The following is a 13,294-nucleotide window of genomic DNA, read 5'->3' on the forward strand; positions in this document are numbered from 1 at the left end:
ATCAGGCTGCCTGCTGGATCGGCGCGGTGGACATGGTTTCCTGTTCGACAACGTCGATACTTGGACGTTCGTAAGCGGAGATGGTCTTGCGGCCATATTCAACGGCGATCTGCGGCAGCGAACCGTTCATATATGCAAGCAGGGTCTGCTTGACGATGGTGTAAAGACGGTTGTTCTTGTCCCGCGTCGACTTGATCTTGGTAGCAATCGGGCCAAAGACCCCATAGGAAAAGAAGATACCTGCGAAGGTACCAACAAGTGCCGCACCAATCAGATGGCCGAGCACTTCCGGGGACTGGTTGAGCGCACCCATCGCTTTGATAACACCAAGAACAGCCGCGACAATGCCGAGGGCTGGCAGCGCTTCGGAAATACTGACCATCGCCTGATAAGGCTTGAGCTTGTCGCGCGAAAGCGTATGGATTTCTTCATCCATAAGCGCTTCGATTTCATGCGAACGAACATTGCCAACGATGATGAGGCGGCAATAATCGCAGATGAAGTGGATGAGGTCGTCTTTCTTCAGGATGCTTGGATAGGCCTGAAAGATCGGGGATTCCTTTGGGTTGTCGATATGGACTTCCACCTCGTTGCGCGACTTGGCGCGCAGCTCGCGCATCAGGCTATAAAGCAATCCGAGAAGATCGAGATAATCACGCTGCTTCGGCACTGCATTGGTGAAGGCCTCAACGCACGCCTTGCCCGTATCTTTCACAAGTGAAAACGGATTGGCGATGAAGAATGTGCCAAGGGCTGCGCCCAGAATAATGACGAATTCCCACGGCTGAACAAGCACGCCGACGTGACCGCCCATGGCGATGAAACCGCCCAACATGCAACCCAATGTAATGGCAAGGCCAATGAGAATACCCAAAGCTCAGAACCCCTCAGACACAATTCCTATCATTGCATTATAAGAGGCCTGGCTTGCGCGAGGCTTGCAGGCGATAAATCCTGATCGACGCGTTCAAGAGTCGATGTAATTTGTTTTTTGAAATCATTCCATTTGAATAACTGTATGGCTCTTCGGGATTTCAGGCAGTATGAATTTAAAGTCGGCTTTATCTCCGAGTTTTTCTGTTAGCAGTTTGATCCCTTCCAAACGGTCTTTGCCAGGCTCTGTATGCGTTCGTATATTTCTGAATTCTTGTCGTTGGCGAGGGAATTGACATGATCTTTATTGCCGCTCCAACAGTCGATTGCCATTTTCGATAAGTTGTTCGCTGCTCCCCCAGCTACGGTGCCGCCGGTAATAGCAAGCGTAGAGTTGCAACCGATCGCTTCTAGCCCGCTTCTTACTACAAATCCCGCTGCCGTTGAAATAGCACCTGTAGCTGAGGTGAGCAGATTAGTTTTAATCTGTATCCCATCTTTGTCATGCTCCCTATTTGGAGCGCTTTTCAGACTGTGAGCTTTGAGATCAAAGAGCTGCAGTACCTTTTTAAACATATCACTATGCTCGTTTCCCTTTTTTGCCTTTCTAGACAGGTAGTCGATGAGATCGTTTTTATTGTATTCGCTTCGCGTGATTTCATTTAATCTTTTCTCGGAAGATGAATTAATAAAATTTATCATGGATGTATGAGCTTCACGTCCATACCTTGCTATTAAATTAGAGCTGTTAGAATTTTTATTTATTAAATTTAACTTGTTATTTATATCCTGAGAATTTGTTATAAATACGTAATTTTTCTTATTTTTTCTCTCTATTTCTAGATTCTCTTTTTTGAAATCAAATTGTTTTGCTATCGAAATAGTTGAATCACTGATACGATTTAATGGCATTATATGGTTTCCTTTATATCATTTGAATTTAATTACTTTTGAATGAATTTTAAAATATAAATTTTGAATACATTTAATACTTAGCAACGTTCGAATATCTACAGAATATGCTGCATCGTTGGCTTTCTGTAGAATTTTTTAAGTTAAGGGGAGTTAATCAGCTTCGGGCAAGCTTGTTAATTCATAAGGAGCTAACTGCGACAAAGGGGTTCCTGATGGTCAACACGATGATGAGTTATCGGCTGATCGCGTCCGATATGACGCGGTCGTTGCAGCGCGTTTCGAAGGAACCGCTGGTCGAGCGAGAAACCGCCTATTACAAAGAGACTATCGGCAAGGTGAAATCCATTGATGATTTCATGTCTGATACCCGGCTTTATAACTACGCCATGAAGGCATTCGGCCTGGAAGACATGGCCTATGCCAAGGCTTTCGTTCGCAAGATACTGACCGAAGGCGTCAAAGATGATGACGCCATGGCGAACAAGCTGACCGACAAGCGGTATAAAGAATTTGCAACGACATTCGATTTTGCAGGCAAAGGTGAAAAAGCCACCGAAAGCACGGCTGCCCAGCAAGGTGTGATGGATAAATATATCCGTCAGACACTGGAGACCGAGGCCGGCAGCCAGAACGAGGGTGTCCGACTGGCGCTCTATTTCGAGCGCAAAGCATCCACCATTACCAATGCATACGAAATCCTTGGTGATAAGGCTTTGCTGACCGTTATGCAGACAACATTTGGCTGGCCCTCGGTGATGTCAAATGCCGACATCGACAAGCAGGCCAAGATGATCGAGGCCAAGGTCGATTTCTCGAAAATGTCAGACCCTGACTATGTATCGAAGATGATCTCGCGCTTCACAGCCATGTACGAAATGAACAATCCAACCACGAGCAGCCCGGCATCAATCGCCTCGCTGTTGCTCGGTGGCACGTCATCGGTCGGCATATCGTCGAGCATTCTGACCACTTTGCAGAACTTCAAGCCGGGCGGACGCTGATCGATGCAGAATAATTCCATCTATGTAGGCCTGTCTTCCCTCGTCACACTTGAACGGCGGATGGATGCCATTGCGCATAATGTGGCAAATATTTCGACGCCGGGCTTTCGCGGCGAAGGCACGAAATTCAATACAATCGTCTCGAACAAGGCCAGCGAAGACGTAAACTTCGCGACGGCAGGCAAGAGCTATATTCGCACAGAAGCAGGCTCAATGCTGGAAACCGGCAATCCTTTTGATGTCGCCGTTAAAGGCGATGCCTGGATGTCGGTCAGCACCCCGCAGGGTGTTGTCTATACCCGCGACGGCCGTATGAAGATGATGCCGACCGGCGAACTTGTGTCTGTCACAGGCAATTCGGTTCTGGATGTGGGCGGTGCGCCTATCGTTCTCAATCCGGATGGCGGTGCGCCGAAGATTTCCAGTGACGGTGCGGTCTACCAGAACGGCGCACAGATCGGTGCGATTGGCCTGTTCTCGATCCCGGCAGATGCTGATCTCAGCTATGCAGGCAATTCCGGTGTCGTGCCAAGCAAGCCTGCACAGGCTGTCGTTGACGATATGAGTGTCGGCGTTGTGCAGGGGATGATCGAAGGTTCCAATGTTGATGGCATGACGGAAATGACCCGTCTGATCAGCATCAGCCGGGCTTTTGAGCAGGTCAATAATCTGCTTTCACAACAGGAAAGCACGGTGGCTGAAGCCATCAGGACGCTGGGCTCCAAAAACGGATGACGCCTGATTTACCGCTCGCGCGGCTCGCCGCCTTTGCACGCCAACAATCGATAGCGCCAAAGTCTCTGACGGGTATTGGCGGTACGGTGAGCGATGTGTCGCGTTCGGCGATTGCGGTACGGGGTCTGTCACGCAATGCGCGTTTGGGTGATGCGGTGGCTATCCGTGCCGACAGTGGTCAGAGCCTAGCCGAGATCATTCGTGTGGCTGATCATCAGGTGCTCGTGAAGCCTTTTGATGATCGCATAATTCCATCACTTGGCGCCGCTGTTTTTGAAGAAGGGCCGCTTCGCATTCGACCTGCGCCAGAATGGCGTGGTCGGGTCATCAATGCATTGGGCGAGGCGGTGGATGGAAAAGGCGCACTGCAACCCGGTTTGCGCCCCATGGCATCGGAAAACCTTGCACCAGCCGCCTTGCGACGCGCACGCGTGGATCGCGGATTGCGGACCGGTGTCAATGTAATCGATATTTTCACGCCGCTTTGTTTTGGGCAACGTATCGGCATTTTTGCAGGCTCAGGTGTTGGCAAATCCACCTTGCTCGCCATGATGACCCGCGCTGCCGATTTCGATACCGTCGTTCTGGCGCTGACCGGTGAACGCGGTCGCGAAGTGCGCGAGATGCTCGAAGAGACCATGGCGGGGCATCTCGATAAAACGGTAACGGTGGTTGCGACGGGCGACGAAAGCCCCATGATGCGCCGCCTTGCTCCCAATACAGCAACCGCGATTGCCGAATATTTCCGCGATCTTGGACAGAATGTCCTGCTGATTGTGGATTCTGTCACACGCTTTGCCCATGCTGCGCGCGAGGTGGCTATTGCTGCGGAAGAGCCACCGGTATCGCGGGGTTATCCGCCAAGCGTGTTCAGTCAGTTACCGCGTTTGCTTGAGCGCGCCGGCCCCGGCATAACCGAGGCGGGTGGCAGTATCACGGGTATTTATTCGGTGCTGGTGGATGGCGACGATCACAATGATCCAGTCTCCGATACCATTCGCGGTACGCTCGATGGGCATATTGTTCTTGATCGCGCAATTGCGGCTCAGGGACGTTTTCCGGCAGTCGATATTCCTGCATCGGTTTCACGTCTGGCAAAACATAACTGGACGCCAGAACAGCGCAAACTTGCCACTCAGCTGCGCAGTATGGTTGCCCATTTTGAAGAGACGCGCGATCTGCGTGCGATTGGCGCCTATCAGAAGGGCAATGACGGATTGCTGGATCAGGCTGTCGATTTTGTTCCGCGCATTTATGATGCGCTGCAGCAGTCGCCCGAGACAGGACTGTCGGCTGACCCCTATCACGATCTTGCCGCGGCACTGCGCGGGGAAAAACAGGTATGAAGAACATGAAGACGGGTTCGCGCAAAACCATGGAAGAGGCCATTCTCGCTGATCTGGCAGCAGAGGTGGAAGCTGCGACTGTGAGCGAAACCAAAAAGCCGCAAAGTCAGGTTGATCGCTATCTCAAGATTGCAGCAATCACACTTGCTGTTGGCTGTGCAATGCTTCCCTTCGTCACCTATTTGCAACGTGTCGATCTGAGCCCGGATAAGAAGGCCGACAGCAAAATTGTTGATCCGCTGGACCGCTCCGAGCAGAAGACTGTGCGTCACTTTCCGTCCTTCCGCCCGAATGATCAGGTCGCCCCGAGTGAGGATATCGACGCCACCACGACTGGTTCGGTCATGTCGAACGGCAAAGGCTTGCCGGGAACAGGCGCGGGTAATGGCGGTGAAGGCGGCGAGGGGCAGGCATTGCCAAAGCCGGTATTCGCATTGCGCGAAGTGGTCGGCGGTATGGCGATGATCGAAGATACGTCGGGCTATTGGTTCGTCGAAAAGGGATCGCTCCTGCCCGACGGCAGCCATCTGGTTTCTATCGGTCGCGGCAATCAGGCCGGTACGTGGAAGCTGACGACATCATCCGGCGATGTGATTGAAATGCGTAGATGAGGCTATGAGCCGGCCTTTTTGAAGCTTGTGTCAGTCCGGCTTGCAAACAGTTTTGTTCATTTTTCGGAATCAAAATCACTACTAATATAAGTATCTGATTTAAATATATTTTATGAGCGTTATCCGCATGTTGGAATGCTCTGCTTTTGTTAAACCTTGGTCCACGCAAGCTTGACGCAAGTTCCGGCCTTTAGGTTAACGAACTATAAAGGCGGGATACTCAATGAGCTCCATTCATCTTTTCGATTTGGCTGCAAGGCAGGCGCAGTGGTTGTCGGTACGACAGGCCACCGTTGCGGGCAATGTCGCCAATGCGAATACGCCGGATTTCCGGGCGCGCGACGTTCAGCCCTTTGCTGATGTGCTGGACAAGACCCAGCTCACCATGGCTGCGACAAACCCGCAGCATCTGGAAGTCGAGGCGAATGGCATCGCAGGCGCCCGGCTGCGCCCGGAAGATATCACCGAGCAGACCCATTCGGGCAATACGGTCGATGTCGAGCGGGAAATGATGAAGGCGGGCGAGATCTCGCGTGAGTATTCGCTCAACACCAGCATCGTCAAAGCGTTTCACCGCATGATGCTGTCTGTGGCGAAAGGGTAAGCCATGTCGGATGCCTTGCAAAATACCCTCAAGATTGCAGCGTCGGGGCTTTCGGCTCAGTCGACCCGTTTACGCATCGTTTCTGAAAACCTCGCCAATGCGCAGGCGACGGCCAAGACTGCCGATGCCGATCCTTACCGCCGCAAGACTGTATCCTTTCGCACGGAAGTGGAGCAGGGTACGGGCGCTGCCGAAGTGAGGGTTGCAGAAGTTGGCAAGGATACGTCGGCCTTTATCGAACAATATGACCCAAGCCATCCGGCAGCGGATGCGCGTGGCTATGTGAAATATCCAAACGTCAATATGGTCGTCGAAATGGCGGACATGCGTGAAGCCAACCGTTCTTATGAAGCCAATTTGCAGGTCGTCAAACAAGCCCGCGAGCTGATTTCAATGACCATCGATCTCCTGAGGAGCACATAATGTACGACTCAATCATGAGTGTTTCGGCGCGCAACGCCCTGTCGCGTCTTTCTGAAACGGTTGCTGAAAAGAGCGTTGGCTCGACCTCGGCTCCGCAGGCTATTCCTACGACGCCCGGCGCTTCCTTCGGGGAAGTGCTGTCGCAGATGACGGATTCTGTCGGTCAGAAGCTGCAGGCAGCGGAAGCCAACTCGATCCAGGGCATCAAAGGCGATGCGCCGCTGCGTGATGTGGTCAGTTCCGTCATGGAGGCCGAGCAGTCGCTTCAGACGGCAATCGCGATCCGCGACAAGATCGTGCAGGCCTATCTCGAAATCAGCCGTATGCCGGTCTGAGTGCTCTCACTGAATAAGGACCCGCTATGAAAGCCCTGACGATTGCCGCAACCGGTATGAACGCCCAGCAGCTCAATCTGGAAGTGATTGCCAACAACATCGCCAATATCAATACGACAGGCTTCAAGCGTGCCCGCGCCGAGTTTTCCGATCTTCTCTATCAATCGGAACGGACCGCAGGTGTGCCCAATCAGGCCAATCAGGCAATCGTTCCAGAAGGCGCGCTGGTCGGACTTGGTGTTCAGACAGCGGCAGTGCGCAATCTCCATATTCAGGGCAGCTTCAATCAAACCGGCAATCCCTATGACGTGGCGCTGACGGGTCGCGGCTGGTTCCAGATCCAGAGCCCAACGGGCGAAACGCTTTACACGCGCGCTGGCGCATTCAACAAGAATGCCGATGGCCAGCTGGTAACGCTTGATGGCAATCCGGTTGAGCCTGCGATCACTGTCCCGCCTGACGCTATCGAGGTGACAATTACAGAGACAGGGCAGGTTTTTGCGAAATTACAGGATCAGGTCAATCAGGTCGATCTCGGCCAGTTGACGCTCGCCAACTTCACCAACGAAGCGGGTCTCGAGCCACTGGGCGGAAATCTCTATCGTGAAACGGAAGCCTCTGGTGGTCCGCTGGTCGGCGTCCCGGGTGATCCGGGCTATGGCGCGATAAAGCAGGGTTATCTCGAAGCATCAAACGTAGATCCGGTGAAGGAAATCACTGATCTGATTACGGCACAGCGTGCCTATGAAATGAACTCCAAGGTCATTCAGGCAGCTGATGAAATGGCCGCGACTGTATCGAAAAATATGCGCTAAAGCATTAGAAATGCTTTCTTTTATTTCTACGCACATCTTGGCCCGAAAACCGTTTCCCACTTTTCGGGATGTGCTCCAACGGTGATGACGATGAGTTATGCGAAAGCAATTTTCCGCAAAACAAGGCTGGCAGTCGCTGCCGGCCTTCTGCTGTCCGCAGGAATGGGGTCTGCGACCACAGGCGTAAGCGCTGCCGACCGCATCGCTTTTGTCGTGCCTTCCGCAACCGTTTATCCCGGTCAGATCGTGAGCGATACAGCACTTCTGGAAAAGCAGTTCTTCATCAGCGCACCGGCTGCAAGCCAGTATGTGCTGTCGCAGGATCAGGCAGCAGGCAAGGTGGCACGCAAGACGCTGCTTCCCGGCAAGCCGATTCTCGTATCTGCGCTTGGCGAGCCATCGCTGGTCAAGCGAGGTGTGCCGGCTCCGTTGTTTTTCACGTCTGGTGCGCTTGTGATCACGGCTATGGGCACACCGCTTGAATCGGGTGCCGCTGGCGACTTTATCAAAATCCGCAATATCGACAGTGGCGTTATCGTTTCAGGCACCGTGCTTGCCGATGGCCGTATTCAGGTGGGGATGCAGTGAGAAAAGCACGCGCAGCCCTGATTGCCCTTCTGGCCATTGCGATGCAGCCTGTCTCTGGCTTCGCAGATGAACCTTCCAAGAATGTACGCGAGTTCGGTTCTGCTGTGAATGCTGATGCGGATTGGTTGGGTTCAGGCGGAGACCCATCAAAAATGACCTATGCAGAGCTTGGTCGCGGGAGTGCAGTCGCACGCCTGAAAGATATAGCAACAATCCAGGGCGTTCGCGAAAATCAACTGGTTGGTTATGGTCTGGTTATAGGGCTTAATGGGACTGGGGATAGTCTGAGAAACTCGCCTTTTACTGAACAGTCTATGCGCGCCATGCTTGAAAATCTTGGCATTAACGCACCGCGTAACTCCACACGGGCAAAGAATACGGCAGCAGTTATTGTTACAGCAAATATGGTTCCGTTCGCTGGTGCAGGATCGCGGATCGATGTGACGGTTTCTTCGATAGGCGATGCTACATCTTTGCAGGGGGGGACGCTGGTTATGACACCCCTACAGGGTGCCGACGGGGAGGTCTATGCTGTAGCGCAAGGCAATATGATTGTATCTGGCTTCTCCGCAGAAGGTCAGGCAGCAAGCGTTGTGCAGGGTGTACCTACATCCGGAAGAATCCCTAATGGTGCGCTGGTTGAGCGTGAGGTGCCAGGATCCTTTGGAAAAGAAGTTGAAATGGTCGTGGAACTTCGCGAACCGGACTTCACAACGGCTGTACGTGCTGCCGATACAATCAACGTTTATGCCAAGCGCCGTTATGGGCGTGGCGTCGCTGTTGCGCGTGATGCGAAGACCATTCGGCTTCAGCGTCCGAAGAACGTGCCTGCCGCTCGCTTCCTTGCAGAGCTGGAAGGTTTGCCCATCACGACGGATGAAGTTGCGCGCGTCGTCGTGGACGAACGCACTGGCACGGTCGTCATTGGCGACAAAGTACGAATTTCAAAAGTTGCGATCAGTCATGGCAGTTTGACCGTTAGGGTTACTGAGACGCCGATGGTCGTCCAACCCAATCCGTTCAGTTATGGCGAAACCGAAGTAGAGCCCAATACCGAAATTGCGGTTAATCAGGCAGATGCCAAGATTGGTATTCTTACAGGCGCAAATCTGGAAAACTTGGTCAAAGGCCTCAACCAAATGGGTGTAAAGCCCAACGGAATTATTGCGATCTTGCAGGCTATTAAAACGTCTGGTGCTCTTCATGCGGAATTGGTGGTGCAGTGACCATGAATGAAATTATCATACGTTTTGGTCTGTTCGTTTCCAGCCTGTTGATCACAGCCCCCCCGTGTTTTGCACAACAACCACTGCCGTTGCCACCCGGTACGACACCTTCGGCGGCTACACAGCAGTTGGCAACTTCTGCGCCAATCGGCAACCTTGATGAAATTCGCAAATTCTGCGGAAATATCGACGATCAGGCCGCTGATGCTCGCTATTCTTTACAGGCCAAGCAACTTACTGATCTCAAGGCTGACGTTGAAGAGCGTATGCGCGCACTGGAAGCCAAGCGCAAAGAATATGAGATGTGGCTGAAGCGCCGCGACGAGTTCGTGAACAAGGCGCAGGATTCACTTGTCGATATCATCTCCAAAATGAAGCCTGATGCAGCTGCGGCACAGATGACGCTGATCGGCGATGAAGCGGCGGCAGCTTTGATACTCAAGCTCAATCCGCGTGTTTCGAGCATCATTCTCAATGAAATGCCACCCGAAAAGGCAGCCAAGCTTGCACGGGTCATTGTTGGCTCGCAGCGTACGACCGCAACTCTGCCGCCCATTAGGGAGCAGCGCGCGCAGGCGGAAACCGGAAAATCTGTGCAATGACGAAAAGCATGAACAAAGCGCTCTTTGTAGTAATAACCCTGACACTTTTAGCTGGCTGTGCCACGAAGCCGGAAGAAATTGGCCGCACGCCAGATCTTTCACCTGTCGCCGCCAATCTCGGTGTCCAGAACAATCCGCAATATAGCGGCTATCCTGTCCGCCCAAGCAAGGCATCCTATTCGCTTTGGAATCAGCGTTCGACCAATTTCTTCAAAGATCCGCGTGCACAGGAGCCGGGCGATGTTCTGACAGTCATAATCTCGATTAATGACCGTGCGAACATGGATAATAAGACGGATCGTGAACGCGTGTCGAAAGGGCTTTACGGCGGCGGAGCGTCTTTTGATACCAGCAGCCTTTCTGGCTCGTTTGGCGGCGGCTCTATGGATGCTTCCGTCAACACCCGTTCCAATAGTGCGTCGAAAGGCAAGGGTACAATCGAACGCAGCGAAGATATTCGCCTTCAGATCGCTGCCATTGTTACGGACACGCTGCCCAACGGAAACTTAATTATCAAAGGCTCGCAGGAAGTCCGTGTTAACAATGAGCTGCGTGTTTTAAACGTTGTTGGTGTCGTTCGGCCGCGCGATATTTCAGGTTATAACACCATCTCCTATGACAAAATCGCCGAGGCGCGTATTTCTTACGGTGGACGCGGTCGACTGAGCGAAATTCAGCAGCCGCCTTACGGCCAGCAGATTCTCGATCAGATTTCTCCGTTCTGAAGTTGAGCAGGTATGAGCGATACGGCAATCGATAAGGACGGCAAGGCAAAAGGCTCTATCGCGGGTCTGTTGGGCGCTGTTGCAGTTCTGACCGCAATCGCTGGCGGTGGCGGATGGTATCTGGGTGGCGTTATCTCCGCTGACCAGCAAGCCGCAGTTAAATCCACGACGAAGGAAGACAAGCCAAAACAGGGTGATTTTGAATCGCGCTCCATTGGCGCAGTCATCCCTTTGCAGCCAATTGTAACCAATCTTGGCATTCCGCAGACCACATGGGTCAGGCTTGAAGCAGCGCTTGTCGCAAAGCCGGGCCGTGAAATTCCGCCCGCAGTTGCTGCAAGTGTTGGCGATGATTTCATGAGTTTCCTGCGTAGCGTCAATCTCATGCAATTGCAGGGCGCTGCTGGCTTGGCTTATCTGCGTGCCGATCTTGAAGAGCGTGCGCGGATGCGTTCGGAAGGCGCGGTCGACCGCGTTTTCATTTCGACGCTGGTAGTAGAATGAAGAAAATTCTCGCCCTGACTGGCTTGCTGACGCTGGCCTTTATTTCTGCGGCTCATGCACAAGCCTTGTCGCTGGATAATCTTCTTCCAGCAGGAAGTGGTGCGGCAAGCGGGCAGATCGTTCAGCTGTTTGGACTTCTGACGGTTCTGTCGGTCGCGCCCGGCCTGCTGATCATGGTCACAAGCTTCACGCGATTTGCCATTGCTTTCTCGCTTTTGCGTTCGGGTCTTGGGCTTCAGACGGCTCCCGCAAGCATGGTGATGATCTCCCTGGCTTTGTTCATGACTTTCTATGTCATGGCACCGGTGTTTGATCGTGCCTGGAACAATGGCGTGCAGCCGTTGATGCGCAACGAGATCACGCAGGACGTCGCATTTCGCGAAATTTCGAACCCGTTTCGCGAATTTATGATGCGCGAAGTGCGCGACAAGGATTTGCGTCTGTTTGAAGACCTCGCAGATCCGGCATTTCGCACGGGTGAAGACGGCATCGTTGATTTCCGCGTGCTGGTTCCGGCCTTCATGATTTCTGAATTGCGACGTGGCTTTGAAATCGGATTCCTGATTGTTCTGCCGTTTCTGGTGATTGATCTTGTGGTCGCAACACTGACCATGTCGATGGGCATGATGATGTTGCCGCCGACGGTGATATCGCTGCCGTTCAAGATACTGTTCTTCGTGCTGATCGATGGCTGGAATATTCTTGTTGGAAGCCTGATACGATCATTCTCCTAAGTCCAGCCGTGCCAAATCAATTGATTGCCAAGCATTTCCAGTAAAAGCGGGAAGCGGTTTTGCGAGGGATAATGAGCAAAAATGGAGTTAGAGTGGTTCTGACGTTTCAATGTAAACTGGACCGCTCAACGCATCCCGATGAGGTGGCAGCATCCAAAACGGCGGTTCATTAATATATTCTTAACACTTGGGATATAGTGCTAGGCCTCATAGTGGGGTCCCACGCGTTTCGTGGTGACAGGCATGATGCCGCTCTCCTATGCCGGTAATATTCAATCCGGCCTGTCCCTCAGTTTGTTTTCCCAAGGGGCAATTCAATGTCTAGCATTCTTACAAACTCTTCAGCTCTTACCGCTCTTCAGACCCTTTCCTCGACCAACAAGTCGCTGGAAACCACGCAGAACCGTATTTCGACCGGCCTGCGCATCGGTGAAGCTGCTGACAATGCATCTTACTGGTCGATCGCAACCTCGATGAAGTCCGACAACAAGGCCAACTCGGCTGTTCAGGACGCTCTAGGCCTCGGCGCCGGCAAGGTTGACACTGCATACACTGCAATCAACGACATCAAGGACCAGGTTGACAAGATGAAGTCGCTTCTGGTTAGCGCTCAGGGCGCCAGCCAGGAAGACCAGAAGAAGGTCGCGACCGAACTCAAAGCAATCCAGTCGCAGATCAAGTCGTCTGCCAGCAACGCGAACTACGCTGGTTCGAACCTGCTCGTGAACGACGCAGCTGCAACTTCGGACCTTAAGGTTGTTGCATCGTACAACCGTACCGGCACCACTGTAACGATCGACACCGTTGACGTTGCTGCTGCTGACGTACAGGTTTTTGCTGACGCTGCAGGCACCGGCGGTATCGCTGGTGATCTGGTCGCCACTGCTTTCTTCGATCCATCGACTGCAAAGCTTGACGACGCTGCAATCAAGACTGCTCTGGAATCGGTTGAAACCGCTCTGGACAAGCTCACCACCGGTGCAGCTTCGCTCGGTGCTGCAAAGGCACGTATCGACACCCAGAAGAGCTTCATTTCCAAGCTCAGCGACTCGGTTGAAAAGGGCGTTGGTACGCTCGTTGACGCCGACATGAACAAGGAATCGGCTCGTCTGTCGGCTCTGCAGGTTCAGCAGCAGCTGGGCGTTCAGGCTCTCTCGATCGCTAACTCTTCGAGCCAGTCGATCCTGTCGCTGTTCCGCGGCTAATCACTTAGCTGATACAGTTGATACTTTGAGGGGCGTGGAATTCATTCCGCGC

17 protein-coding genes are annotated in these 13,294 nt (G+C 52.8%); 15 read left to right on the plus strand and 2 right to left on the minus strand.

Annotation, left to right across the window (positions count from 1 at the left end; genetic code table 11):
• Position 1: 1 nt before the first annotated feature.
• Together motA and H5024_RS15015 are read right to left on the minus strand one after the other, a co-directional pair.
• A complete protein-coding gene (motA, locus tag H5024_RS15010; RefSeq protein WP_187547968.1) occupies positions 2–874 on the minus strand; it encodes a flagellar motor stator protein MotA in 873 nt (290 codons plus the stop codon).
• Between the two features lie 206 nt (positions 875–1,080).
• On the minus strand, positions 1,081–1,785 hold the full coding sequence (locus H5024_RS15015; protein WP_187547969.1) for a hypothetical protein: 705 nt from the start codon (positions 1,783–1,785) through the stop codon (positions 1,081–1,083).
• Between the two features lie 215 nt (positions 1,786–2,000).
• Between H5024_RS15015 and H5024_RS15020 the strand changes: the two genes are divergently transcribed.
• The 15 genes from H5024_RS15020 (at position 2,001) to H5024_RS15090 (ending at position 13,242) form a co-directional block, all read left to right on the plus strand.
• Positions 2,001–2,789 (plus strand): DUF1217 domain-containing protein, encoded by a 789-nt coding sequence (locus H5024_RS15020; protein ID WP_187547970.1) that lies wholly within the window; start codon positions 2,001–2,003, stop codon positions 2,787–2,789.
• A gap of 3 nt (positions 2,790–2,792) precedes the next feature.
• Positions 2,793–3,524 (plus strand): flagellar basal-body rod protein FlgF, encoded by a 732-nt coding sequence (gene flgF, locus H5024_RS15025; protein WP_187547971.1) that lies wholly within the window; start codon positions 2,793–2,795, stop codon positions 3,522–3,524.
• Complete coding sequence (fliI, locus tag H5024_RS15030; protein WP_187547972.1) at positions 3,521–4,870, plus strand: flagellar protein export ATPase FliI; 1,350 nt, start codon at positions 3,521–3,523, stop codon at positions 4,868–4,870. Before flgF ends, fliI begins: the two co-directional genes overlap by 4 nt.
• A gap of 5 nt (positions 4,871–4,875) precedes the next feature.
• Positions 4,876–5,481: a hypothetical protein gene (locus H5024_RS15035; RefSeq protein ID WP_187548641.1), complete on the plus strand. Its 606-nt coding sequence runs from the start codon at positions 4,876–4,878 to the stop codon at positions 5,479–5,481.
• Between the two features lie 223 nt (positions 5,482–5,704).
• Positions 5,705–6,085: a flagellar basal body rod protein FlgB gene (gene flgB, locus H5024_RS15040; RefSeq protein ID WP_187547973.1), complete on the plus strand. Its 381-nt coding sequence runs from the start codon at positions 5,705–5,707 to the stop codon at positions 6,083–6,085.
• 3 nt (positions 6,086–6,088) lie between these two features.
• The gene (gene flgC / locus H5024_RS15045) at positions 6,089–6,508 is read left to right on the plus strand and encodes a flagellar basal body rod protein FlgC (protein WP_007877060.1); all 420 of its coding nucleotides are present in this window, start codon (positions 6,089–6,091) and stop codon (positions 6,506–6,508) included.
• On the plus strand, positions 6,508–6,843 hold the full coding sequence (locus H5024_RS15050) for a flagellar hook-basal body complex protein FliE (RefSeq protein ID WP_007877059.1): 336 nt from the start codon (positions 6,508–6,510) through the stop codon (positions 6,841–6,843). The genes flgC and H5024_RS15050 overlap by 1 nt, the downstream gene beginning before the upstream one ends.
• A 26-nt stretch (positions 6,844–6,869) precedes the next feature.
• Positions 6,870–7,658, plus strand: coding sequence for a flagellar basal-body rod protein FlgG (flgG, locus tag H5024_RS15055; protein ID WP_187547974.1), 789 nt, complete (start codon positions 6,870–6,872; stop codon positions 7,656–7,658).
• 90 nt (positions 7,659–7,748) lie between these two features.
• A complete protein-coding gene (flgA, locus tag H5024_RS15060) occupies positions 7,749–8,246 on the plus strand; it encodes a flagellar basal body P-ring formation chaperone FlgA (RefSeq protein ID WP_187547975.1) in 498 nt (165 codons plus the stop codon).
• 41 nt (positions 8,247–8,287) lie between these two features.
• Complete coding sequence (locus H5024_RS15065; protein ID WP_210309741.1) at positions 8,288–9,472, plus strand: flagellar basal body P-ring protein FlgI; 1,185 nt, start codon at positions 8,288–8,290, stop codon at positions 9,470–9,472.
• Complete coding sequence (locus H5024_RS15070; RefSeq protein ID WP_187547977.1) at positions 9,469–10,074, plus strand: MotE family protein; 606 nt, start codon at positions 9,469–9,471, stop codon at positions 10,072–10,074. Before H5024_RS15065 ends, H5024_RS15070 begins: the two co-directional genes overlap by 4 nt.
• Positions 10,071–10,799 carry a flagellar basal body L-ring protein FlgH gene (flgH, locus tag H5024_RS15075; protein ID WP_187547978.1) on the plus strand — a complete coding sequence of 243 codons (729 nt, stop codon included), beginning with the start codon at positions 10,071–10,073 and terminating at the stop codon, positions 10,797–10,799. The genes H5024_RS15070 and flgH overlap by 4 nt, the downstream gene beginning before the upstream one ends.
• A gap of 12 nt (positions 10,800–10,811) precedes the next feature.
• Positions 10,812–11,303, plus strand: a complete 492-nt coding sequence (locus H5024_RS15080) for a flagellar basal body-associated FliL family protein (protein WP_187547979.1) — start codon at positions 10,812–10,814, stop codon at positions 11,301–11,303.
• Complete coding sequence (fliP, locus tag H5024_RS15085; RefSeq protein WP_187547980.1) at positions 11,300–12,037, plus strand: flagellar type III secretion system pore protein FliP; 738 nt, start codon at positions 11,300–11,302, stop codon at positions 12,035–12,037. Before H5024_RS15080 ends, fliP begins: the two co-directional genes overlap by 4 nt.
• A gap of 317 nt (positions 12,038–12,354) precedes the next feature.
• On the plus strand, positions 12,355–13,242 hold the full coding sequence (locus tag H5024_RS15090) for a flagellin (protein ID WP_007877048.1): 888 nt from the start codon (positions 12,355–12,357) through the stop codon (positions 13,240–13,242).
• Positions 13,243–13,294 lie beyond the last annotated feature (52 nt).

It is taken from the genome of Ochrobactrum sp. Marseille-Q0166 (assembly GCF_014397025.1).
Lineage (GTDB): Bacteria > Pseudomonadota > Alphaproteobacteria > Rhizobiales > Rhizobiaceae > Brucella.